The organism is Nocardia sp. NBC_01499, from assembly GCF_045040275.1.
Lineage (GTDB): Bacteria > Actinomycetota > Actinomycetes > Mycobacteriales > Mycobacteriaceae > Nocardia.
This window is the reverse complement of record NZ_CP109426.1, coordinates 6,026,482-6,050,174: the sequence shown is the minus strand read 5'-3', so window position 1 is coordinate 6,050,174 and position 23,693 is coordinate 6,026,482. Positions and strand designations below refer to the sequence as shown.

20 protein-coding genes and 1 pseudogene are annotated in these 23,693 nt (G+C 67.7%); 11 read left to right on the top strand and 10 right to left on the bottom strand.

All coding sequences use genetic code 11. From position 1 onward, the window contains the following. Positions 1-104 precede the first annotated feature (104 nt). Entirely contained in the window at positions 105-1,070 is a 966-nt protein-coding gene (locus tag OG203_RS27650; RefSeq protein ID WP_405160178.1) for a helix-turn-helix transcriptional regulator, read from the bottom strand. Positions 1,071-1,165: 95 nt separating this feature from the next. Between OG203_RS27650 and OG203_RS27645 the strand changes: the two genes are divergently transcribed. Then, entirely contained in the window at positions 1,166-1,531 is a 366-nt protein-coding gene (locus tag OG203_RS27645) for a VOC family protein (RefSeq protein WP_405160177.1), read from the top strand. A gap of 139 nt (positions 1,532-1,670) precedes the next feature. Continuing rightward, a pseudogene (locus OG203_RS27640) lies at positions 1,671-2,144 on the top strand (integrase core domain-containing protein); the annotation flags it as partial. 18 nt (positions 2,145-2,162) lie between these two features. Here OG203_RS27640 and OG203_RS27635 read toward each other — a convergent pair. Then, positions 2,163-3,113, bottom strand: a complete 951-nt coding sequence (locus tag OG203_RS27635) for a hypothetical protein (RefSeq protein ID WP_405160176.1) — start codon at positions 3,111-3,113, stop codon at positions 2,163-2,165. A 465-nt stretch (positions 3,114-3,578) separates the two neighbouring features. Here OG203_RS27635 and OG203_RS27630 point away from each other — a divergent pair, with 465 nt between their 5' ends. After that, positions 3,579-5,090, top strand: a complete 1,512-nt coding sequence (locus tag OG203_RS27630; protein ID WP_405160175.1) for a glycosyltransferase family 39 protein — start codon at positions 3,579-3,581, stop codon at positions 5,088-5,090. A 75-nt stretch (positions 5,091-5,165) separates the two neighbouring features. Here OG203_RS27630 and OG203_RS27625 read toward each other — a convergent pair whose 3' ends face one another. Both OG203_RS27625 and OG203_RS27620 read right to left on the bottom strand, forming a co-directional pair. After that, positions 5,166-7,766 (bottom strand): LuxR C-terminal-related transcriptional regulator, encoded by a 2,601-nt coding sequence (locus OG203_RS27625; protein WP_405160174.1) that lies wholly within the window; start codon positions 7,764-7,766, stop codon positions 5,166-5,168. A 156-nt stretch (positions 7,767-7,922) separates the two neighbouring features. Then, positions 7,923-9,212: an adenylosuccinate synthase gene (locus OG203_RS27620; protein ID WP_405160173.1), complete on the bottom strand. Its 1,290-nt coding sequence runs from the start codon at positions 9,210-9,212 to the stop codon at positions 7,923-7,925. Positions 9,213-9,582: 370 nt separating this feature from the next. On the opposite strand from OG203_RS27620, the gene OG203_RS27615 reads away from it, so the two are divergent. From OG203_RS27615 to OG203_RS27605, 3 genes are all read left to right on the top strand, one after another. After that, positions 9,583-10,242: a hypothetical protein gene (locus OG203_RS27615; RefSeq protein ID WP_405160172.1), complete on the top strand. Its 660-nt coding sequence runs from the start codon at positions 9,583-9,585 to the stop codon at positions 10,240-10,242. Continuing rightward, complete coding sequence (locus tag OG203_RS27610; protein WP_405160171.1) at positions 10,239-11,021, top strand: site-2 protease family protein; 783 nt, start codon at positions 10,239-10,241, stop codon at positions 11,019-11,021. Before OG203_RS27615 ends, OG203_RS27610 begins: the two co-directional genes overlap by 4 nt. A 442-nt stretch (positions 11,022-11,463) precedes the next feature. Then, positions 11,464-12,330 (top strand): glycosyltransferase, encoded by an 867-nt coding sequence (locus OG203_RS27605; RefSeq protein ID WP_405160170.1) that lies wholly within the window; start codon positions 11,464-11,466, stop codon positions 12,328-12,330. Positions 12,331-12,627: 297 nt separating this feature from the next. Here the strand turns inward: OG203_RS27605 and OG203_RS27600 are convergent, their stop codons facing one another. The 3 genes from OG203_RS27600 to OG203_RS27590 form a co-directional block, all read right to left on the bottom strand. After that, positions 12,628-13,731 carry an FUSC family protein gene (locus OG203_RS27600; protein ID WP_405168025.1) on the bottom strand — a complete coding sequence of 368 codons (1,104 nt, stop codon included), beginning with the start codon at positions 13,729-13,731 and terminating at the stop codon, positions 12,628-12,630. 111 nt (positions 13,732-13,842) lie between these two features. Beyond that, the gene (locus tag OG203_RS27595) at positions 13,843-14,295 is read right to left on the bottom strand and encodes a DUF3151 domain-containing protein (RefSeq protein ID WP_405160169.1); all 453 of its coding nucleotides are present in this window, start codon (positions 14,293-14,295) and stop codon (positions 13,843-13,845) included. Positions 14,296-14,440: 145 nt separating this feature from the next. After that, a complete protein-coding gene (locus OG203_RS27590; protein ID WP_405160168.1) occupies positions 14,441-14,965 on the bottom strand; it encodes a hypothetical protein in 525 nt (174 codons plus the stop codon). Positions 14,966-15,230: 265 nt separating this feature from the next. Between OG203_RS27590 and OG203_RS27585 the strand changes: the two genes are divergently transcribed. The 3 genes from OG203_RS27585 (at position 15,231) to OG203_RS27575 (ending at position 18,640) form a co-directional block, all read left to right on the top strand. Beyond that, complete coding sequence (locus tag OG203_RS27585; RefSeq protein WP_405160167.1) at positions 15,231-16,919, top strand: hypothetical protein; 1,689 nt, start codon at positions 15,231-15,233, stop codon at positions 16,917-16,919. Positions 16,920-17,174: 255 nt separating this feature from the next. Then, positions 17,175-18,230 (top strand): fused (3R)-hydroxyacyl-ACP dehydratase subunits HadA/HadB, encoded by a 1,056-nt coding sequence (locus OG203_RS27580; RefSeq protein ID WP_405160166.1) that lies wholly within the window; start codon positions 17,175-17,177, stop codon positions 18,228-18,230. An 89-nt stretch (positions 18,231-18,319) separates the two neighbouring features. After that, positions 18,320-18,640 (top strand): excalibur calcium-binding domain-containing protein, encoded by a 321-nt coding sequence (locus OG203_RS27575; RefSeq protein ID WP_405160165.1) that lies wholly within the window; start codon positions 18,320-18,322, stop codon positions 18,638-18,640. Between the two features lie 3 nt (positions 18,641-18,643). On the opposite strand, the gene OG203_RS27570 is transcribed toward OG203_RS27575, so the two are convergent. Together OG203_RS27570 and fbaA are read right to left on the bottom strand one after the other, a co-directional pair. Next, on the bottom strand, positions 18,644-19,762 hold the full coding sequence (locus tag OG203_RS27570; protein WP_405160164.1) for a BTAD domain-containing putative transcriptional regulator: 1,119 nt from the start codon (positions 19,760-19,762) through the stop codon (positions 18,644-18,646). Between the two features lie 34 nt (positions 19,763-19,796). After that, a complete protein-coding gene (gene fbaA / locus OG203_RS27565; RefSeq protein WP_405160163.1) occupies positions 19,797-20,831 on the bottom strand; it encodes a class II fructose-bisphosphate aldolase in 1,035 nt (344 codons plus the stop codon). 341 nt (positions 20,832-21,172) lie between these two features. Here fbaA and OG203_RS27560 point away from each other — a divergent pair, with 341 nt between their 5' ends. Together OG203_RS27560 and OG203_RS27555 are read left to right on the top strand one after the other, a co-directional pair. Continuing rightward, positions 21,173-21,829, top strand: a complete 657-nt coding sequence (locus OG203_RS27560) for a DedA family protein (protein WP_405168024.1) — start codon at positions 21,173-21,175, stop codon at positions 21,827-21,829. A gap of 52 nt (positions 21,830-21,881) precedes the next feature. Then, complete coding sequence (locus OG203_RS27555; RefSeq protein ID WP_405160162.1) at positions 21,882-22,532, top strand: DedA family protein; 651 nt, start codon at positions 21,882-21,884, stop codon at positions 22,530-22,532. A gap of 27 nt (positions 22,533-22,559) precedes the next feature. Here the strand turns inward: OG203_RS27555 and OG203_RS27550 are convergent, their stop codons facing one another. Next, positions 22,560-23,648 carry a glycoside hydrolase family 76 protein gene (locus OG203_RS27550; RefSeq protein ID WP_405168023.1) on the bottom strand — a complete coding sequence of 363 codons (1,089 nt, stop codon included), beginning with the start codon at positions 23,646-23,648 and terminating at the stop codon, positions 22,560-22,562. Positions 23,649-23,693 lie beyond the last annotated feature (45 nt).

The following is a 23,693-nucleotide window of genomic DNA, read 5'->3' as shown; positions in this document are numbered from 1 at the left end:
CGAGGGCTGCGGCACCGGCCACCGCGCCGACACCCGCACGGAAATCACCGACTAGCTGTACTGACCGGAGACGTTGATTGAGAGCAGGGCGTTCCGGTCGGCAGTCACGAGGCTGGGGGTGAGTGTCTTTCAGCCAGGACTGTGGCGAGCTGACTGATCCGTTCGCGGGCTGTCTCTGGGGTGAGTATCTCGATGTGGTCGCCGAACTGGAGGAGCTGACGCACAGACTCGATGTCGGGGTAGCGGACGACGACGGTGCACCAGCCGTTTTCCGCGTCGGAGACATCGTGGATGCGGTTGCCGAGGATACGGCGTGCCAGGTCGAGGCCTTTTTCTGGCAGGCGGACGGTTACGCTCACGCGACCTGGCCTCTCGGTGCGTTCCTTCAACGCGGCCCATCTGGTGCGGAGGGTTTCGTCTGGTCGGAGAGCAGCTGGTGCGTCGAGTTGTTCGTAGGCCGAGAGTCGTTCCAGAGCGAACAGCCGACCGTCCCCCTGATCGTCGGCGATGAGATACCAGCGGCCTGATTTCGCCACGATCCCGTACGGGTCGACCACCCGCGTCGAGGCCTGATTCTCGGCGCTGCGCCGGTATTGGATTCGCAGCCGCCGTCGGTGTCGCAGGGCCGAGGCCAGATCCGATACGTCGACCGCTGCCTCTGAGCCAGCAAACCACGCGGTGCTGTCCACCAGCACCAGGTCCGCCAGTCGCGGCAGGCTCGGCGACTCAGGTGCTGCAGCCTGGCGGGCGGCGATCTTGCGCGCGGCCGACTCCCACACCGCAGACAGGCCCATACGCTCGAGTTGCGCGCTGTCCAAACCGGCTACGGAGAGGGCCTCCAGCTCTGGTGGTTCCAGATGGGATGCGTTGAGCCGTGCACTGGGGAGCAAGACGATCCCGCCGTTGCGCCCGCGTTCGGCATAGACAGGCACACCTGCTGTCGAGAGCGCCTCGACATCCCGCAGCACAGTCCGCCGAGACACTTCCAGACGCTCGGCGAGCTCGGTGGTTGTGATGCGCTGACGGGTCTGCAGAAGCAGCAAGAGGTGCAACAGCCTTGAAGCCTTCATGCTGACCAATGTTCACAGAAAAGGTGACAGGTTCTGTCGCGATGAGGCGATCAGATGGAGCGGTACCGAGAAATCATCTAGTTGAGGAGCGCTCTATGCCCGCACCGAACCTGTTCCTGATCGGCGTCCGCGATACCCAGGCCGCTACCGCCTTTTACAGCGACCTGTTCGAGATCGAACCGACCTTCATCAGTCCCCACTACGTTGCTTTTGAGGTTGCCCCCGGTGTCCTGTTCGCGCTGTGGACGGGCTACAGCGAGCATGCGGTCCCGAGCACCTCTCGCACGAGCGAGGTTGGACTGATGGTGCCGGGACCACCATCCGCAGTTGACGAGATCTTCACGAGTTGGGCCTCGAAGGGAGTCCATGTCGTGGAGGAACCGCACGACGCTGTCTTCGGCCGCACGTTCGTGATCGCGGACCCCGACGGCAACCTCATCCGGGTCTCCCCGGTGGACTGAGCTGCACGACCCCTACCCACACTTCTAGTTGTCGAAGGGCCGGCCACACACGATGGTCGACCCTTCGGCCTGTCCAGGAGCTCAGAAATGTCACATCCGAACGCCGTCCTCACCCCGCGCCACCGAATGAAAGTCGTCACGCAACGCCTACGGCGGCCCGAAGCTCGGATACGCGTTTGTGCACACCGTCATCGACGACCACTCTCGCGTCGCCTACACCGAGGTCCACGATGACGAGACGGGTGTGACCACAGTCGGCGTGCTGCATCGCGCGGTGGAGTGGTTCGCCGAGCGCGGCGTCACCATCGAGAGGGTGCTCTCGGACAATGGAGGCGCCTACCGGTCCTACTTGTGGCGCGACAGGTGCGACGCCCTCTCGATTACGCCGAAGTTCACGCGCCCTTACCGTCCGCAGACCAACGGCAAGGTCGAGCGCTTCCACCGCACCATGGCCGATGGCTGGGCCTACGCCCGCTGCTACACCAGCGAGCAACAACGCCGAGACGTTCTGCCACCGTGGCTGCACCAGTACAACCAGCACCGGCCGCACACCGCTTGCGGCAACCAGCCCCCGTTCTCACGATTGATCAACGTCCCCGACCAGTACAACTAGTGGAGGGCAGGCGCACCGTTAAGCAGTAGCGCCGAAACCCGCGCCCGCGCTGCCGCCGAGGATGCCGCCAGCGACGCCGCCGATGGCTGCGGCGGGGATGCCGAGGATCGCGGCTCCGGCTACGGCGCCGACACCCGCGCCGATCGCAGCGCCCGCGCCGGTGCTTGCCGCGGCGATCGGCCAGGCGGCGACGAAGGCGGCGCCGATGGCGGGGAGGGCACCGGCACCAGCGGTCGGCACGCCTGCGGCGGCTGCCGCGATCGCGCCGCCGGCGGCGGTTCCCGCTACGCCGACGCCGAAGCCGATGCCCGCACCTACGCCCGCGCCGATGGCGGCGCCGGCGACTCCGCCGACCACGGCGGCGGGGATGCCTGCGAGGGCGGCGCCAGCGACTGCGCCACCGACCGCGCCCGCGGCGGTGGCGGCGGCGATCTTGTCGGAGCGGGTCGGGTTGATGCCGATGGAGCGGCCGCCGGTCGAGATGGCGGCCTCGACGTCGGCGGCGCGGCCGTTGACGCCGTCGAGCAGGTCGTTGGGGACCTCGTTCGGGACCGGGGTGCTGAGGTCACCGATGCGGAGGGTGCGCGGGGGCGGGGCGATCGGAGCGACGGGTTCGACCGGCTGCGGCGTGTGCAGTTGCTGGGGCTGGATCGGCGGGGCCGGTTCCGGGGTGGGGACCGGGCGCGCGTAGTTGAGGCTTTGCGAGTCGGCGGGGTCGGCCGGGGCTGGCTTCGGGCCGGTGACACCCTGCTGGTTCGGCGTAGTGACGCCGGGCTGGCTCGGCGGCCGCTCGGGCGTGGCCGGGGCGGTGGGGGCGCTCGGGGTGGTCACGCCAGGCTGGGTCGGGGTGGGATCGGCGACCGCCACACCCGCGCAGGCGACCGCGATGGCCAGCGGGAGGGCGCCGACGATCGGGCGCATGCCGCGTCGGGTCGTCGGATTGTTCAGTTCTCGATACCGACGAGCCACGTCGAAGCACCACCATCAGGTTGGGTCAGCCAGCACGTCCCCGCGTACTGCGCGCTCGCACCCTATCCGTAGCTGATCGGATGCTGTCAAGTTGAGTCGGCGACTTCACATTCCTCGAGAACGCCGGTAAATGGCAACGAAATGTCCGAATTGCAGCAAATACTTTCGATCGCCGCCACCTAGTGCTTCATTAGCTGAAAGGTGACTATTCGTGCAGTAGAGCACCATGGCGTGCCCGACCATCGCCCCTAACCACCTCAGCCGGAACCGGATTCAGCCATCCCACGCTTTCGACGAGTGGCACACGCCTGCGCACGAATGTGGTCCCTGCGGCGTGCGGATGTAGTCCTTTGGCGGGACTCCTGGCGATACCTGCGGCGGATTCGGCGAGGTGGGGGCCGGTTGCAGAATCGGTCTGCACGCGCTCGCGGTCGACATCGGTAAGCAATAACGGAGGGTGGACACATGGCCACTGCAGCGGCTCGTTCGTCGGCTCGAGCGGATCGGGTTGCCGTGGCACCCGAATCGCCGCTGCCCAGGATGGCGTGGGGACCGGTGCTCGCGGTGGCGGGCGTGGTCGGGCTGGCCTTGTTGATCGCAAGCCGGAACTACGGATACTTCTTCGACGAGGCCTATTTCGTGGTGGCCGGCCGAGATCACCTGGCGTGGGGGTATTTTGATCAGCCCGCGCTGGTGCCCGCCCTGGCGGCGGCGATGAATCACCTCGCGCCCGGCTCGCTGATCGTGTTGCGGCTGCCCGCGACGCTCGCGGCCATCGCCGGGACAATCCTCACCGCGCTGATCGCGCGGGAGCTTGGTGGCGGCCGCGGCGCACAGGTGCTGGCGGCGATCGGGTACGCGCTGTCCGCCGCGGTGATCCTGTGCCATTGGCTCGCAACGTATTCGCTGGATCCGATGTGGTGGACGGCGATCGTCTGGCTGGTCGTCCGCTGGGCGCGCTTGAACGCGGCGCAACGGCCCGATGATCGGCTGTTGCTGTTCGCGGGCCTGGTGACGGTGTTTTCGTTGCAGACGAAGTTCCTGGTGCCCGCACTGTGGGTGGCACTCGTGCTGTGCGCGTTGGTGTTCGGGCCTCGGCGACTGGTCGGGCGACCCGCGTTGTGGCTCGGTGGCGCGGTTGCCGCGCTGGCTACGATTCCGAATCTTGTTTGGCAGCAACATAATCAGTGGCCGTACATGCACATGTCCGAGGTCGTCGCCGCGGAGTTTCCCGGGGTTGGCCGGTTCCTGTGGGACAGCGGTTCCGGGGCGGGCCTGGCGGTCGGATTGCCACTGCTGGTGATCGGTCTGCCCGCGCTGTTGATCAGCGCGAGATTCCGAACGTATCGATTCGCCGGTGCCGCGCTCATCCTGGTTTTCCTTGCCTACCTGGCGACTTCGGGTCGCGCCTACTATGCGTGCGGCCTGTACGCGCTGCCGATCGCCGCGGGCGCGGTGGTGGTGGCGTCGCTGGCCAAGCACGTTGTCGTTCGCGTGCTGGTCGCGGTTGCGCTCGTGCTCGGCCTCGCGCTGGGCGCGGCGGCTGTTCCGGTATATCCGCGCTCCTGGGCGGAACGTCTCCCGGACACCACCCTCCTGCTGACCGCGAAGGCTTTCACCCAGTCCGACACCACGATCGGCGACCTCTCGGAGGCCTTCACCGCCGCCTACAACGGACTACCCGCCGACCAGCGAGCCCGGACGGCCATTGTCGCCGAAAGCTATCCGTTCGCCGCCGCGGTCGACCTGCACCGCGATAAGACCGGCCTGCCGCGGGCCTATAGCGCGCACCGCGCCTACTACTACTTCGGCGCCCCACCCGAATCCGCCACCGCCATCCTGTATCTCGGCACCCCGACCCCGGAGCTGACCGCCGCGTTCACCAGCTCCCAGCCCGTAATCCCTGATCTGGCAACCCTTTTGGTCGACCGAACCGTCCCATGGGACACCCTCTGGCCCCAACTACGAGCCCAATAACGAACGCCTGCTCGATGTCCCGCACCTGGAATCGCATTCTCGGTGCGGGACATCGAAATACGTGCGGCGCCGAGTTCAGGCGGAGGATTCGCCGCGCATCAGCGCGCCGAGGGACTCGCGATCGGTGACGTCCATCTTGATGCAGGCGCGGTAGAGGTGCCCCTCGACGGTGCGGACCGAAACGGTGAGCCGATCGGCGATCTGCCGGTTGGACAGCCCCGCCGCGACGAGATTGGCGATCTCGCGTTCGCGGGCGGTCAACGGCAGCGGTTGGGCGGCCTGCCGGAGGGCGGGCGTGCTGGCACCGCCGCAGGCCGCGGCCAGGCGGTTGGCCGCGGCGGCGGACTCGAGCAGGCGGCGGCGATCACCCGCGCGCTCATGCGCGGAAGCCGCCTGGGCGGCCGCGTCCGCCGCGGACAGCAACGCACCGATCTGCTCGAATTCGACTGCGGCGGCGTCGAGTCCTGGTCCGTCATGGGCGGCGAGCGCGACGGCGTGCTTGGCCTGGGCTTGCACCAGCTTGCCGTCCACTCTGGCCGCGAGGTCGGCGAGCCGGCCCGCCGCGGAATGGTCGCCGAATCGGGCGGCGGCGTGCAGCGCCATGGCCTCGATCGCGTGCTGGTTCGAGCGGGCGGCCGCGTCCGCGGCGCTCATCGCGAGACGGATGGCCGGGGTGACGGTGCCCTCCGCGGCGGCGTGCCAGGCGCGGGCGATCTCGAGCTGCGGCTCGTAGACGGCACTGTGCCTGCCGCCGCGCGCGGTCGCCTCCCCGATAGCCTCGGCGGCTTCGGTGGCCCGCCCCAGCGCCGCATATGCCTCGGCCAGACGGATTCTCGCGGGGAACATCCAGGCGGCGGCACCCTCGGCGGCGAGCGCGGCCAAGGCCTGCTCCAGGTTCTCGATACCGTCCGGGAAGTGTCCCTGCGCCACGTCGACGGTGCCCTGCAGGATCTTCGACATGCCCCACGCCAGATACTGACCGGGCGCCGAATAGCCGAAATAGGCTCCGGCACAACGTCTCGCGGATTCGAGGTCGCCGGTCAAGGTCAGTGCGAGCACCTCGGCGTGGGTCGACATGAATCGATTGAGCCCGTCGATCTCACTCTCCACCTCGTGCCCGCGCTCCGCGTACTGCCGCGCGGCCTCACCCTTGCCCATCAGCGCCAGCGCGAGCCCGCCGCCGAACGACGCCCACCAAATCGCCCACGGCGGTGCGCCTTTCACCCCCATCGCCTGCTCGGCCTCGGTGATCGCGGTGTCGATCCGGTTCTCGTTGACCGCGCACGCGGAGGCGAGCCCGTCCAGGATGGCCGCGATCTTCGGATGCTTGACCTTGCTCCTGACCAGCTTCAGCACCTCGTCGGCCTGATCGGCGTCGCCCATGGCCCACAACAGATTCGCCACCCTGGTACTGCCCCAGCGGGCCAGCTGCACCTCGGTGAGCTGATCGGGATCGAAGCTGGCCAGTGTGCGCTCGGCCTCGATGCGATGGCCCTGCCACAGCAGCGCCCGCGCGAGCAGGTCGGCGGATTCCACGCCGCCGCGGCGTTCCACCGCGGCCCTGGCGAAGCGTTCGCCGAGCGGCAGATTCGCCAGTCCGATGGCATCGGCGGCGGCCGCCTCGAACAGCTCGAGATCGGCGGATTTGTCACTGTCCAAAGCCAATTCGGCCAGCCGGATCCGGTCGGCGGCGGAGTTGATCGGCCGTTCCTTCAGCGACGAGTACAGCCGACCGCGTAACCGGCGGGCCGAGGCGATGCCGAGCCTGCGCCGGATCACCTCGCCGAACAGCGGATGGTTGTAGCGCACGCTCAGCTGATGCGCACTCTCGACAACCCGGATGACGCCACGGGTTTCGGCGGACTCCACCGCTTCCTCGCCCGCCAGTTCGGAAAGCACGTCGAGGTCGATCGGCTCGCAGAAGGTAAGCAGCTCGAGTACGTGCAGCACCTCCTCGGGCAGCTGCTCGACCCGATCCTCCAGCAGCGCGGCAAGTTCCGAGGTCACTGCCGCGCGCCCGCGCAGCTGCCACACGCCGTTCACCTGACGCAGCGAGCCAGCCTCCAGCGCGCCCTCCACCAAATGCCTTAGGAACAGCGCGTTTCCGCCGGAGGACTCCCACATCAGATTGGCGGTGAACCCCTCGAGCTGCCCGCCGAGCATCGACTCCACCAGGTCGACGCTCTGCCGCTGGCTGAACGGGTTCAGGTCGATGCGCAGCAGGTGGCCGTCTTTCCACAGCGAGGTCACCGCGTCGGGCACCGGCACCCCGCTGCGCACGGTGGCCACGATGTGCGCGGCCTTGTCGATGGCAAGCTGCAGCAGCAGCGTCGCGGACAGCTGGTCGAGCAGGTGCGCGTCGTCGACGCCGATGATGGTGTGCCCGTCGGCGAGCAGCGCCTCGCGCGCCGCGGACATGAACGTCACCGGATCGTGCGCCGTATAAACGCCGACCATGTGCGCGAAGACCCCGAGCGGGATGCTGCGCGCCGATTCCGTGCCCGCTACCCAGCGGATATTGCCGCCGACGGCCGCCGTCGCCTGTCTGGCCAGTGTTGTCTTGCCGACACCGGCATCGCCGGTGAGGACCGCGCCGACGTGTTCTTTGCCGGTGAGGGCCGCGCGAATCGCCTCGAACTCGGTCACGCGCTCGACCATCGGCCAGTTCCGAGCCATGACACTTACTCTAGTTCTATCCGATCATGGAACGAAGGTATCCGCGTATACCTTCAGCCCCCTGGGCACCGCGCACTTACCTAGGCTGCCAATCCAATACGGCAGCCCAGGCAGGATGTCTACCAACAGTGCGTGACGCTCGACGGAACCCTGTCGCTAGCCGAGAACGTCGTGCCGGACGATGGTCTGATCGCGACCCGGCCCGACGCCGATGCAGGAGATCCTGGCCCCGGACAGCTCCTCCAGCCGCAGCACGTACGCCTGCGCGTTCGCGGGCAGCTCCTCGAAGGTTCGGGCCCCGGAAATGTCCTCCCACCAGCCCGGCATCTCCTCGTAGATCGGCTTCGCGTGATGGAAACCGGTCTGCGTGGTCGGCATCTGCTCGACCCGCTCGCCGTCTACGTCGTAGGCGACGCAGATCGGCACCGTCTCCAGGCTGGACAGCACGTCGAGCTTGGTGAGGAAGTAGTCGGTGATGCCGTTGACGCGGGTCGCGTAGCGGGCGATGACCGCGTCGAACCAGCCGCAGCGCCGGGCCCGGCCGGTGGTGACGCCGACCTCACCGCCGGTCTTGGCCAGGTAGGTGCCGAATTCGTCGAACAGCTCGGTCGGGAACGGACCGGAGCCGACGCGGGTGGTGTAGCACTTCAGGATGCCGAGCACCGCATTGATCTTGTTCGGCCCGACGCCCGCGCCGACCGCCGCGCCACCCGAGGTCGGGTTGGACGATGTCACGTACGGGTAGGTGCCGTGGTCGACGTCGAGCAGCGTGCCCTGCGAACCCTCGAGCAGCACGGTCTCGCCGTTTTCCAGCGCGACGTTCAGCTTGAGCCTGGTGTCGGCGATGCGGTGCTTGAAGCCCTCCGCCTTCTCCAGCACCTCGTCGACCACCTGCTGCGGGTCGAGCGCGCGGCGGTTGTAGATCTTCACAAGCACCTGGTTCTTGAACTCCAGGGCGGCCTCGACCTTCTGGGTGAGGATCTTCTCGTCGAGCACGTCGGCGACGCGCACCCCGACGCGGGCGACCTTGTCCTGGTAGCAGGGGCCGATGCCGCGACCGGTGGTACCGATCTTGTTGTTGCCGAGGAAGCGTTCGGTGACCTTATCGATGGCCACGTGGTACGGCATGATCAGGTGCGCGTCGGCGGAGAGCAGCAGGCCCGAGGTATCGACACCGCGCTCCTCGAGCCCGGCCAGCTCATCGAGCAGCACACCGGGGTCGACGACGACACCATTGCCGATGACGTTCGTCACGCCGGGGGTGAGGATGCCGGAGGGGATGAGGTGCAGCGCGAAGTTGTCGCCGTTGGGCAGCACCACGGTGTGGCCCGCGTTGTTGCCACCCTGGTATCGGACCACCCATTGCACCCGACCACCGAGCAGATCGGTCGCTTTGCCCTTACCCTCGTCGCCCCACTGGGCGCCGATCAGGACGATTGCCGGCATGGTTGTGTCTCCTACGATTCGACGTGCAACACCCGGGGGATGGCAGCCGACGGAGCCGGCGGGGCGGTAAACACCAGTGTTGCAGCTACTGCCGTGTCGAGGCGGTGGCCGGGAGCACAGTCTAGTAGACGCGTCGGCGGCGGCATCGGACCGGATCTCGTCGTAGGCTGATTAGCGGCGTTCGCGAGCCCATCGTGGTTACGCCGCGCTGCCGCCGCTTGGCCTCAGGCGCATGCCTCGGGGCTCGACAACCAGGTGACCGGAGCCGGGCAGGGCTATGGTTGCAGCCGTCGGGACCGGGCTCGGTTCGGCGGAATTCGCGAAGGGTCCGACGGGGTGTCGGCTCGAACCGAGGAGGGTGTACGGCAGTTTGAGTACCCACGTTCTCCGTTGCGACGGCGCACCGGTACCTATCGCCCTCGCGGCGCTGCCGACCAGTTCGACGGCCGCTATTCCCGATACCACCGAGATCGACGAACTTCTTCCCGTGCTGGCCGCCGACAGCCTGCCTCGGCTCATCGTGCTCGGTGACGACGCCGCGCTCGCCACCGTGCTGACCCACCTGATGCGCACCGAACGGCTGCACGTGGAGATCGGTTACGTACCGGTCGACAAGACATACGGCTCCCGCGCCTATCAGACGGGCACCGGCAATGCCGCCGCCAAGCGCGCCATCGACGGCCGCGCCACCCAGGTACCGCTGATCCGGGACGACACCGGCCAGGTACTCGTCGGCCGCGCCAAGATCACCGGGGTCGACGAGGAGAAACTGGAGGGCGAGGCCTACGTGGACGACGTGCAACTGTTCTCCGGCAAGATCACCGCGATGCTTGTCTCACCGATGCTGCACCAACCAGGCGTGCGGGCCACCGCGCAGCGCGGCATGCGCAAGCGGCGCTGGGTCGAGGGACGCGCCGCCCAGCTCGGCACACCGGGCGCGGTGGTGACGCGCGACGGCATCCGCGGCGAGCGGACGGTGCCTCGGTCGAGCTTCTACCGGCATCACGAGCCATGGCTGTTGGTCCGATGACCGCCCAGTTCCCGAACGAACGACGCTCGCGCGCGGTCCGGCCGAGCCCGATCTTTCTGCTCGTCGTCCTCCTCACCGTTGTCGGCGGCGTGCTGGCCTGGGACGCCGAGCTCGACTCCACCCGCGCCAAGGTCGGCGTGTTCGTGCTTGTGGTCTTCGGCTGGATCATCACGCTGTGCCTGCACGAATTCGCGCACGCGTTCATGGCGTGGCGGGCCGGTGACCACGAGGTCGAATTGCGCGGGTACCTCACGCTGAATCCGTTGAAGTACAGCCATCCGCTGTTATCGATCGTGCTGCCGATGGTGTTCATCGCGCTGGGCGGCATCGGCCTGCCCGGCGGCGCGGTATACGTGCACACGCACAACTTCTCGGCACGCATACAGCGCATCATCAGCGGCGCGGGCCCGGGGGTGAACGCGCTGTGCGCGGTGCTGCTATTGGTGATCGTGCGGATATTCGGCAGTGCCAGTTCGCATCCCGCGCTCTGGTTCGGGCTGAGCTTCCTTGCGTTCCTGCAGATCACCGCGACCCTGCTGAACCTGATACCGCTGCCGGGACTTGACGGCTACGGCATTCTCGAGCCGTCGCTCAGCTACCAGACGCGGCGCTCGCTCGATCAGTTCAAGCCGTTCGGCATGCTGATCTTGTTCGCGCTGCTGTTCACCCCCGCCATCAATCAGGTCTTCTTCAACGCGGTGTACGCGCTGTTCGAAGTGTCCGGGGTGCCGTCGAATTGGTCCCGCTACGGCAGTTATCTGACGCGCTTCTGGACTTAAGGTATGCCGCCGACGGTGCGACAGTGCTTTCCGTCGCGATTCCCGTACTCAACCAAATGAAGCGGGGCTTCATAGTGCCCCTGATATTTATTGCCCCCAAGCATTGGGGATTCTGCCTGTGCGCCAAGACATCTAGAGTCGAACCAGTGATTGTCGCCGACGGGGAGGTCGGCGTCGATTTGCTCGAGTAGGCACGAACTCTATGATCATTTTGGGGGGAATGGGTATTCACGCATGCAAGATCGGTAGCGACCACGATCGTCGTGCGATGAATTGGCACACAGCACGATGGTGGCCGACTGCCGTCTTCGGACGGGCGTCAGCGTCGATGACCACGTCCGGCCGAACCGCAACCCCGCGCCCACCCGCGCGCCCGCAGCAGCGAAAACCGGCCGACCGCCGGTGCTTTCGCTGCCGAAAAGCTAGACGTTGGAGCAGCACCATGACCGACACACAAGCAACGACGGTGCTATCCGTTGTGATTCCCGCGCTGAACGAAGCGAAGTCCATTGTGCGAACCCTGGACCGCCTCGTCGTCCAAGACACGATCGACGAGATCATCGTCGTCGACAACGGCAGCCAGGACGACACCCGCCAAATCGTGCGCGACTACGCGGCATCCCACCCGGCGGTCATCCTCATCGAGGAACCCGAACGCGGCATCCCCGCAGCCCGCAACGCCGGATTCGACCGGGCACGAGGCGATTTCCTCGCGCGGACCGACGCCGACACCCTGGTCGGGCCGGATTGGGGCGCGGTCATCAGGCACCGGCTGACCGAGCATCCGGACACCGCCGCCGTCACCGGCATCACCACCTACCACGACTCGCCGATCGGCTTCTTCCTGAAATTCGGCCTGTACCTGCAGGATCGGCGCGGCAAGCTCGGCGGCCCCGTCGGCAACATGCACGGCCCCAATATGGCCATCCGCCGCTCCGCGTGGCGGACGGTGCGGGCGGAGACCACCACGAAGCCGGACGTCGCCGAGGATCTGGACCTGGCGTTGTGCCTGACCAAACGCGGGCTACGCATCGATCAGCTGACGAACATGCGCGCCGAGACCTCCGCCCGGCGCCGCCGGACCGGTCCGCGCGATTGGTGGCACTTCCAATTGACGGGGCTGCGCACCATCACCGAACAGGGCTACCAGGTGCGGCCGTTTCACCGGGCCGTCATTGTCGGCGCGTGGTTGACCCACACCGTGCAGTGGCCGATCTACCGGCTCTGGGACTTCGAACGTCGCCGCTTCACGCTGCGGCCAGGCCAGGCCAGGGTGTCCCCGCTCAACACAGCGGAAAACGGCAACTGACGAAACGCGCAGCCGCCCGGTCGGACCCCGGAACGGGCGGCTGCGCTCCTCGCAGCGGGCGATCTGCCCTGACCCAGCCGGCCACCACACCATATGGCCGGTCGGGCAGTTCGCTTGTGTGCGAAGTGGTCGACCGCGACACCCCTCGTTCGATCGCGGTCACCTGTTCAAGTTATGGCGCCAGGACCGCTCGGACACGAGTAGCGGACTACTCCAAAGACCAGCACGGACGGCCGCACAGCGGCGGCCGACCACCGAATCCGGTACGAGTGCCGCGGAATCCACTGAGTAGTCGGATCAGTCCTCGGGGGTAACGAACGGCTTGGGCACCGTCGGCGGCAGCAGCGCGATCGCGGAGATGCGCTTCACGCCGCACACCTGCATCAGGTCGACCACGATCGAGCGCACCTGCGCGAACACGACGTGCGCCGAAAGTCCGGCGCCCTCAACGAGTTCCGGACGCGCCTCCTTGGCGACGGTGCGCAGTACCCTGGCCGCCTCGGCCTGGTCGGGCTGCTCGCCGGGATCGGCGAGCATCATCTGGCGCACCACATCGCTTGCCTGGCCGAGCCGTTCGACCTCATCGATCAGGCGGGGATCGAGTATCTCGTCGTCCTGGACCAGAGTGAGCGAGCGGCGCAGCAGCACCCTGGTGTTACGCACCGCGTTGTCGAGCGGGTCGGCGGTGGCCTTGATGCGTTCGAGGCGGGCGCGAGAGTTCCAGTACAGCGGGGAGATTCGGCTGATCTCCTTGCCACCCTCCAGCGTGGCACGCAGCGAATCAAGCTGCGGTTGCGTCGCGCGGACCGCGGTGAGCGCGGACCGGAGCTTGTCGGGGTCCTGCTCGAGCAGGCCGTCGCCGCACTCGGTGAGCGACTTGCTCATCACCGCAAGGATTTCCGCGGCCTGCTCGCGGGCGCGCCGCACCGGATGCAGTGGAATCGACGCCACCACAACAACTCCCACCAGTCCGCCGACCAGCGCGTCGATCATCCTGGAGAAGCCGCCACCCGCCGAGGGCGGCAGCAGCGTCGCGACGAGTACGGCCGAACCGGCCGCCTGCATGGTGATGATCGACCCGCCGTCGAGGAACACCGCCGCGGCCATGGCGACCACGACCACCAGCGCGATCTGCCACACGCCGGTGCCTACCCTGGTGATGAACAAATCGCCGATGCCGATGCCGACCGCGACACCGACCACCAATTCGACCGAGCGCCGCAGCCTGGCGCCGAACGAGATGCCGATCGACACCACGGCGGCGGTCGGCGCGAAGAACGGCTGCGGGTGGCCGACGAGCTCACGTGCGATGAACCAGGCAAGCGCCGCGCCGACCGCGCACTGCAGGATCGGCAATGCGGACAGGCGCAAGCGCGCCCAGGAGGCACGCAGCCGATCCATGCTGCTCGCCCGAGCGACGCCGACACGGGAGTTGAAATTGAGATCGAGCCCGCCCGTCACCCGACCGCCACCCCTCATGGAATCGCTTCGCGATCCTGCTATCACTACGGCTCAGTCGAGGCCGAGCTCAGCCGCAGCACGCGGGTCGCAATCTTCCAACAGATCCAAGCAACGCGCGTACTCCTCGGTCTCGCCGATCACCTTCGCCGCACGAGCCAGCGCGCCGACACTGCGCAGGAAACCGCGGTTGGGCTCGTGGCTCCACGGCACCGGGCCGAAGCCCTTCCACCCGTTGCGACGCAACAGGTCGAGGCCGCGGTGGTAGCCGGTGCGGGCGAACGCGTACGCCGCGACGATGTCGTGATTGATCGGTTCGTCCTGGGCTTCGCCCCTGGTCAGCGCGGCCTCGGCCAGCGAGGCCCAGGCGATCGATGCGGCCGGATGGTCGGCCGCGACACGCACCGGATCGATCTTGTCGAGCAACGCTTCTTCCGCGTCGGAGATTTCGGGGAGGAGTACCGGTTGGGGGCCGAGCAGATCACCGAACGAGGTCATGCGGTTCATTGTGCACCGATGACCGATTACCTCCGCATTCGCTCCGGCCGTTGGCCGGACCGCGCCCATTCCGTAGATCCGCGCATTCGCCGCGGCCATGCGCGGTCTGAAGTCGGACTACGTCTGGCCATGCCCGTTAAGCTGGCCGTCGAGTTCAACTGTTCCGCCTGAGCGAGGGGTAGTGCGTGTCCGACCCGAACGACGACAAGAACCCGGCGCGGGAGAGCGCCGACCCGGCGACCCCGGCCGGTGCTGACGCACGCCCTGACGCCACCACGGAACGCAACCCCGCCGCAGCGCAGCAGCCCTCGCCCGCAGCGCCAACGCGCCCAATCCCCGCCCCCGGCAGTGCGAGCACCGCGGCCGCCTCCCGCGCTGGCGGCTCGGCAAACCCGAGCCCGGCCGCACCGAGCGCGCCGAGCTCCGGCTCGACTCCCGGCGGCTCCGGCTCGACTCCGGGCAGCTCCGCCGCGGCCGGAAGCACCGGAACCGCCGCGAATGCTCCGGCCGGTTCCCCCGCCAAAGGTCCGGCAAATCCTGGCGTTGCGAACTCAGGCGCGACTCCGGGCAAGCCCGCTGCGGCAAGAAGCACGTCGGCGGCGACCGGGTCGTCCTCAGCCTCTGCGGAATCCGCCGAATCGGGGAGCGCGGACTCCGCCGCACCGAAGGGCCAGAACACCGGCCAGCCTTCCGGCAGGGCTGCAAGTGCACCAGGTGCTCCCGCAGCGCAGGGCAAAGACGGTGGCCCGAACCCCGGTGGAACGTCCGGTAAGGCCGCAGCGGCAACCCCTTCCGCGCAGCCAACCGCCGCATCGGCGGGCGCGACGCCGAGCAAGGCGACCCCCTCGACACCGGCAGACTCGCCTTCCGGTCAGGCCACAGGACAACAGCCGGGCTCGGCAGATCCCGGGGCCCTTCCCAAGATCAGCGCACCGACACAGCCCGTGAACCCGCCCGGTCAGAGCAAGGCCGATGCCGCTAAGACCGGGTCTGCGTCCTCGACCCCGCCGGACTCGAAAACCGCTGCGCCCAAACAAGGTAAGCCTGTTTCCGGCAACGTGCTGTCCGATATCGCCAAGGGCGGCGCAGTCGGCCAGACGGCGGAAAACGCCGCGATCAAGCGCGACGATCAGCCCGCGCCCGGCTCGTCTTCGGCCGCCACGAACCAGCCGCGAGTTCCGGGAACCCCCACTCCGACGGGCCAGCCGAGTTCGAAAACCGCAGCGGCACAGCAGAAAACCCCCACTGCCGCACCGGAGACGGCAGCTGGCAAGACCGGCGACACTCCGGACACCGGCGAAACTCCCAGCGGCCCAACCGCATCCGAGGCAAAGACCGAGGTGATCAAGCGGGGCGCTCAGGATCAGCCGGGCGCCGCGGCATCCGGCAAAGTCGCGCCGGGCCAGTCGACGAAGGCAGACGCGCCAGCGACCCCGCAAGACAGCCCCGCCGCCGGAGCACCTGGCAAGGGTGCCGCCGCAACCACACCGGGCAGCCCGGCTCCGACGAAATCCAGCCCCGTGCTCGGCGGCGCGAAAACCGGTGCGGCCCAAGCCAGCACACCCGACAAGCCCGTCGCACCCGAGCAGACTGCGCCGAAGGACGACGTCGCGGACGGGGACGCGCCGACCACGGTGATGCGGGTGCAACGCCCCGCGCCACCGGTCGCGGACGCCGGCGCCGAGGCCGACACCGTCAAGATGCAGACGACGGCCAAGGACGCGGGCCAGCAGGCTCCCCCAGGGTCCGAAGACGTGACGATGGCCATGCCGGTGATCAAGCCGGACGACGCGCAGACCGTCGCGCTGCCGATCCAGCGACCCGCCGACGCACCGAAGCCCGCCGGAACCGACCGGGTCACTCCGCCCGCGGGTCGGGTGCCGATCACCAAGCCCCCGGCCACGCCGCGCTCTGCCCCGGGACCGAAACAGCCTGGCCCGCAAGGACCTTCGGGCCCACCGCAGAGCGGTCCCGGTCCGGTCGATGACACTCGTTCCGCGCCGCCGCATCCCGGCGTGCAGCGCCAGCACGGGTCGGCACCCTCCCCCGCGGATGTACAGCCGACGATGCCGGCCCAGCAGCTCGGCGGTCCGCGCCCACCGCAGCCGAGGCCGATCGCGCAGCCGCAGCGGATCACCCCCGCCGCGCAGGCACCGCCGGTCGACGCGGGCGCACCCGCGGCCGCGCCGGGCCGCTCCAAGCGGTGGCTGCTCGCGGTGGCCGGCGCCGCCGCGCTGGTGGTCGTGCTGGTCGGCGTGATCGTCGCGGTATTCGTGAACTCGACGGACAACTCGCCGGAGAAACAGGTCCGCGCCGCCATCACCGATTACACCCAGGCGCTCAAGACCGGTGATCTGACCACGCTGCGCGGCGCCACCTGTGGTCCGCTGCACGATTTCTATCAGGGCATTCCCGCGGATCAGTTCGCCAGCGTGCATCAGCTCTCGATGGACCGGCGCACCATTCCGGTGGTAGACGGCGTCGACGCCGTGAAGATCACCGACAAGACCGCGGTCGCCCAGGCCTCGGTCTACACCGAGGCCGATCCGGACAAGCGGTCTGCGCGCACCTTCGACCTCCAGCAGACCGACAACGGCTGGAAGGTCTGCGACCCGCCGACCAGCACCCCATAACCGCGCGCGGCAGAACCACCGCCGCGCATTCGAACGTGAAATAGGCTGCCAACACACCGGGCAGCCTATTTTCGTTTAATAGCTGAAGCGCATTACCGAAATTCGGTGCGGCACACATGTCACCCGGCCCGCAAATGAAGAACTGGCAAACTCGATAGCAATTCCACATCGATCGGTGGTAGTGCTGCTCACACTCAGCTGGTCAACGGTCCTGTTCATTAGTAGCGTGGCCGCATCATGGGCAGGGAACAGACGATGGCGCTCGAAACCGATGACGTACAGCAGACGGCGACACTGGCCGGGCAGCGGTTCCGCGTTCGGGACCACTACGAGGTCGGCCGGGAGAAGATCCGCGAGTTCGCGCGGGCGGTGCAGAACCACCACGGCGCGCATCATCAGGAAACCGACGCGCACAAGCTCGGCCACGAGGGTGTCCTCGCGCCACCGACCTTCGCCTCGGTCATCGGCTCGTCCGGCACCCGCTCGCTGCTCGAATCGGTACTCACCGAATACGACCTGTCGCAGATCCTGCAGACCGATCAGGTCTTCCAGGCCTACCGGCCCATTCTGGCCGGTGACCGGCTCACCAGCGAAATCCTGATCGAGTCGATCCGCCAGTTCGGCGACAACGATTTCGTCGTCGTCCGCTCCGCCCTGGTCAACCAGCACGGCGAGCTCGCGCTGATCGGCTCGACCACGATCGTGGCGCGCCGCGGCGTCGAGGTCGACCCGAGCCTCGCCGACGTGGTCGAGAACATCATGATGCACGGTCAAGTGGTCGAATTCCCCACGGCCGAAGACGGATTGGACGACAGCTCCGCGCTGATCCCGCTCGGCCTCGGCGAGCTGCCCGCCCCGGCGCCGGATCGCGAGATCGCGCCGGTGCACACGCTGCCCGACTTCGACCGGCTCGCCGTCGGCGACCAGCTCCCGGCCGGTTCGTTCCGGCTGGCCCGCGGTGACCTTGCCAATTACGCGGGTGTGTCCGGCGACGCCAACCCGATCCACTTCAGCGATCACGCCGCCCAGCTGGTCGGCCTGCCGACGGTGGTCGCGCACGGCATGCTGACCATGGGCCTGGCCGGTGGCTACCTGACCTCCTGGCTCGGCGATCCGACCGCCATCGAGAAGTTCAGCGTGCGGTTCTCCGGCTTCGTGCCGGTGACGGCGAACGCGGCGAGCACGGTGGACTTCACCGGCCGGATCAAGTCGCTCGATCCGAGCACCCGCACCGCGACCGTCCTACTCGGCGGCACCTCGGAGGGCCGAAAGCTGTTCGGGCGGGCCATTGCCGAGGTCCGACTAGCCTAGGAAGCTACTCGCCGCAGGTCAGATCGGTGCGCCCGGCTCACAGGTAATCCACACCCCACGGCAGTGTTGTTCGGCGCACGATGGATAGCGTGAGCAACCCAATTACGCGTCGTTTGGCACCCGCGATCGGTGCCGCGTGTCTCGTGGTCGGCGCCATCGCACTGGTGCCGTCGACCGCCGCCGCCGCTACCCCCACCGGCGATACCCCCACCGCCACCTTCATCAGCCACGAAGACTCGTATCCGGTGCCGGACCGCAGCGGTCACGGCGACCAGAAGAAGCGATCGACAAAGATCTACACCGATTGCGACCAGGTGCGCGCCGAGGGCGCCGGGCCGATCTATCGCGGCGACCCACGCTTCAACGCGAACCTCGACCAGGACGGCGACGGCATCGCCTGCGACAACTGACCGTCACTGCACCGCCTGGAAGATCAATAACGTTGCGCCGATGCGGATCTCGTCACCGTCGGCGAGCAACGCACCGTTCTCGATCGGGTCGTCGTTGACGTAGACGCCGTTGGCCGAGTGCAGATCCTTGATCAGCAGACCGGCCCGGCTCGGCATGATGTGCGCGTGGTACCTGCTGGCCTTCGGGTCGTCGAGCACCAGGTCGTTATCGGTCATCCGGCCGATCCGCAGGCCGCCCTGCGCGATCGCCACCACCCTGCCGTCCGGCATCCGCAGCTGCCCGCTGCGCACCGTACTCGGCGCCTCGGTGACGGTCTCGGTCATCGCCGCGGCCATCCGCTCGACCTGCCGCAGTTCGCCGGCGCCGAGCGGCTCCTGACGCAGCACCCGATGTTCGAGTTCGACCAGCGCCGGACCGGGGTCGATGCCGAGTTCGTCGGCGAGCACGGTACGCACCCTGCGGCACGCGTCGAGCGCGTCGGCCTGCCGACCGGAGAGATAGAGCGCGGTGATCAACTGTCCCCACAGCGGCTCGCGCAGCGGATGCTCGCCGGTCATCGCGACCAACTCGCCGATCACCGATGAGGCACGGCCAAGGGCGATTTCGGCGTCGATCCTGGCGGAGGCGACGGCGAGGCGCTCCTCGTCCATCGCGGTGGCGAACCCGTCGGCGAACTGCAGGCCGGTCAGGTCGGCGAGCGCGCGGCCGCTCCATTCGCGCAGCGCGGCACCGAAAAGCTGTGCGGCACCGGCATGGTCGCCGAGCGCGGCGGCCCGGCTACCCGCCTCCCTTGTCGCCTCGAAACGGCCGAGATCGCAGGCGGTCTCGGCCACTTCGAGGCGATAACCGGAGGATTCGGTGCGCAACACCGTCGCCGGATCCACTCCCGAATTGCGCAGCGCCTTACGGATATTCGAGACGAACACCTGCAGGCTCGCGGCGTAGGAGTCGGGTGGGTCCTCGTTCCACACCATGTCGGCCAGCGCGGCCGACGACACGGCGCGCCGCCGATTCACGGTGAGTGCGGCTAACAGAGCCCGCGGCTTGGGCCCGCCGACCGCCACCGGCTCACCGCCGACGAGCAACCGGACGGGCCCGAGCACGCGCACATCCAGACACATGAGCTGTCGAGCCCCCGGTGGGTTGATGAGTGGGTCAGGCGCTGATCGACCTTCCCGCGGACTTCAGATCATTGCACGCCTCGGTGACACGTGCCGCCATCGAGGTTTCGGCCTTCTTGAGGTAGCTGCGCGGGTCGTAGACCTTCTTGTTGCCGACCTCGCCGTCGATCTTCAGCACACCGTCGTAGTTGCTGAACATGTGGCCGGTGATCGGCCGGGTGAACGCGTACTGGGTGTCGGTGTCGACGTTCATCTTCACCACGCCGAAGCGGAGCGAGTCCTCGATCTCCGACTTCAGCGAGCCGGAACCACCGTGGAAGACGAAGTCGAACGGCTGCGCGTCCTGGCCGAGGCCGAGCTTGGCTGCGGCCACCTTCTGGCCCTCGGCCAGCACCTCGGGCTTGAGCTTGACGTTGCCCGGCTTGTACACGCCGTGCACGTTGCCGAACGTCGCGGCGAGCAGGTACTTGCCGTTCTCACCGGCGCCGAGCGCGTCGATGGTCTTCTGGAAGTCCTCGGGCGAGGTGTAGAGCTTGTCGTTGATCTCGGCCTCGACGCCGTCCTCTTCACCGCCGACGACGCCGATCTCGACCTCGAGGATGATGTTGGCCTGCGCACACGCCTTCAGCAGTTCCTTGGCGATCTCGAGGTTCTCATCGATCGGGATCGCGGAACCGTCCCACATGTGCGACTGGAACAGCGGGGGCTGCCCGTTCTTCACCCGCTCCTGGGAGATGGCGATCAGCGGCCGCACGAATCCGTCCAGCTTGTCCTTGGGGCAGTGGTCGGTGTGCAACGCGATGGTGATGTCGTACTTCGCGGCGACGACGTGCGCGAATTCGGCAAGCGCGACCGCACCGGTCACCATGTCCTTCACGCCGAGGCCGGAACCGAATTCCGCGCCGCCGGTGGAGAACTGGATGATGCCGTCGCTGCCCGCGTCCGCGAAACCCTTGATGGCCGCGTTGATCGTCTCCGACGACGTGCAGTTGATGGCGGGAAAGGCAAAGGAGTTCGCTTTGGCCCGACCGAGCATCTCGGCGTAGACCTCCGGAGTCGCGATGGGCACAGTAAGACCTCCGTGATTGTTGCGGCAAGACCTATTTTGTCAGCCACCACACTAGGTCAGCGGTGTTTCGCCTGGTATCCAGGGAGGCAGGAGCAGTGCCAGCACCAGTGACCAGCGGGTAGTCCACACGGAACCATCAGGTGACCAGTCGGTAGTTTCGCGCACAGCGCGGGGTTTCTCAGTCGAACCCGGTACTGTGGGCCCGGTAATTACGCTGGCAGCTTCCGATGCGATGGCAAGCGATCAGGCCAGCCGTATCCAGAACAGGAGACCGCGTGATTCTGCTGGCAGCGACAGAATCGGTGACGAGCAACCTCGCAATCAAAGAGTTGCTCGACCCGATGCACCTGCTCACGGAGACGTGGCTCAAGAACGCGGTGCTCCCGGCGATCCTGGTGATCGTCTTCATCGAGACCGGCCTGCTGTTCCCGATCCTGCCCGGTGATTCGCTGCTGTTCACCGGTGGCCTGCTCGCGGCGTCGGCGCATCCGCCGGTGTCGATCTGGCTGCTGGTGCCCGCCGTGGTGCTTGTCGCCTTCGCGGGCGACCAGAGCGGGTATTGGATAGGCAGGGGGATCGGGCCCGCGCTGTTCCACAAGGAAGACACCCGCTTCTTCAAGAAGCACTACGTCACCGAGACGCACGAGTTCTTCGAGAAGCACGGTCCCAAGACCATCATCCTGGCCAGGTTCGTGCCGATCGTGCGCACCTTCATGCCGGTGCTCGCCGGTGTGTCCAAGATGGACTACCGCAAGTTCGTCGCGTTCGACATCGTCGGCGCGGTGCTCTGGGGCGGCGGCGTCACGGTGCTCGGGTACTTCCTCGGCAATGTCGCGTTCATCAGGGACCACGTCGAGGCGATCTTCCTGCTCATCGTGCTCATCTCGGTGCTGCCAGGCATCATCGCGGTGGCGAAGAAGCTGCTCAGCCGTGGCGCGGAGCCGGCGGCCCGGCAAGAAGCCGAGCTGACCGTCTCGACGAACGAGCCGACCCGCTGAGCTCGTGATCGCGGCGTCCTCGCCCCTAGCAGTGGGCAATTTCGATCCGCTGATGTCAGCGGGGCCCGCGCTTGTCTGGACAGTGGTACTTGCCTTTGTCTTTATCGAGTGCGCGGTCATTCTCGGGCTCTTCCTCCCCGGCGACTCCATGTTGATCACCGCGGGCATCGTGATGGCGTCGAATGCCTCCGGCGAGGCTCAGGTGTGGGCCTTGTCGGTCGGGACCATGCTCGCGGCCATCGCGGGCAATCAGGTCGGCTACGTCATCGGGGCGCGAACCGGGCATCGCCTGGTCGCGCGCAAGAACGGCCGCTATATCAACACCCGAAACCTGCAACGGGTCACGGAACTGTTGGAGCGACACGGGTTCGTCGCGGTGCTCGTCGCCCGCTGGATTCCCTGGGTGCGCACGCTGTGCCCGACGGTCGCCGGTGCGGCGGGGATGGACCACCGCAAGTTCACCGTGGCCAGCACGGTCGGCGCGATCGTCTGGGCGCCGGTGCTGCTGCTCATCGGGTACTACGCGGGCGGTTTCCTGGACCGGGTGCCGTGGCTGATGCCGATCGTGATCGGCACGCTGGTGGTCGGCCTGATCGTCGGGACGGTGCTCGGTATCCGGCACTACCGGCAGGAGATGGCCAAGCCCGCGGAGGAGTACGAGCTGGAGAGCTCGCCGAGCGGGATCGTCGACGCGGAGAACTGACCGCGAAAAGCGAAGGCGCGGTTCGGCTTACAGCCCGGCCGCGCTGACCAGGTACGCGGCCTCCATCAGCATCCAGCCGGACAGCTGCACCGACAGGTCGCGTTCGGGCACCCTGGACGAGGTCACCGAGCCACCGGCGGTGAACCGGCCCGCGCCCGCGATGCCGCCGGGCAGCGTCGCCGGTTTGCTCCAGTCGTGCCCGAACAGCGGCTCGCCCTCCACCTCGAGCCGGTTCGCCCAGGCGGCCGTCGCGGAGGCGCGCACGATCGCGGCCGCGCAGCGTCGATCCTCCTCATATGTTTTGTCGTCGCCGGGCAGCATCAGCGCGACCACCGCGAGGTAGCGGGCCAGGATGCCGTTGAAGAGTCCGCCGTCACCACCGCCGCCACCGTTGACGATGCCCCGGGTGGTCATGTGTTCCTCGACGGCGCCGAGTAATCGATGGACGCGCTCGGCGTGCCGCTGCTCACCGGTGTGCATCGCCAGTTCGGTTTCCACGCCGAGCACAACGCCCTGGCAGTAGCTGAATACCGGCCGCTCGATCTCACCGGGCGGCAGGTGGATGCCGTCGAGGATCAGGCCGGTATCCGGATCGCGCAGCGTCGCGTCCAGCCAGTCCGCCATCTCCTGAGCGCGCGCGTGCCGTCCGAGCCGCAGCAGCGCGATGGCGGCCGGGCCGTTGGCGGGCGCGTTGTAGTAGTCGGAGCCGATGCGCCACGGCAGGCCGCCGCCGATCGTGGGGTTCCAGCCGTCGTACAGCGGCTTCTCCAACGCGATCAGCCCGCTGCGCGCCTCGGTGACGCCAGCGGTACGCTCCGCGCGTTCCAGCGCGATGGCCAGCCAGGCCATGTCGTCGTAGTACTTGTTGGTCCAGCCGGCGATGTTGCGAATGCGGTGCGAGCGCGCGATCGCGGCGATCCGCTTGCGCCGCACCGGGGTCGGCATCCGGTTGGCCGCGTCGACCGCGCAGTCGATCAGATGGGCCTGCCACCAGTAGTGCCACGACCCGAACCCACGCTCCCGCTTGGTCGCCGGCCACCCGACGACCCCTAACTCCGTCCCCGGCAACGCCCACAATGCCCGCAGATGCCGGGACACGATCGCGGATTCGGCCATGTCCGCGCGTTCGGACCACAGTGCGGGGGTCACGGCGGCGTCGCG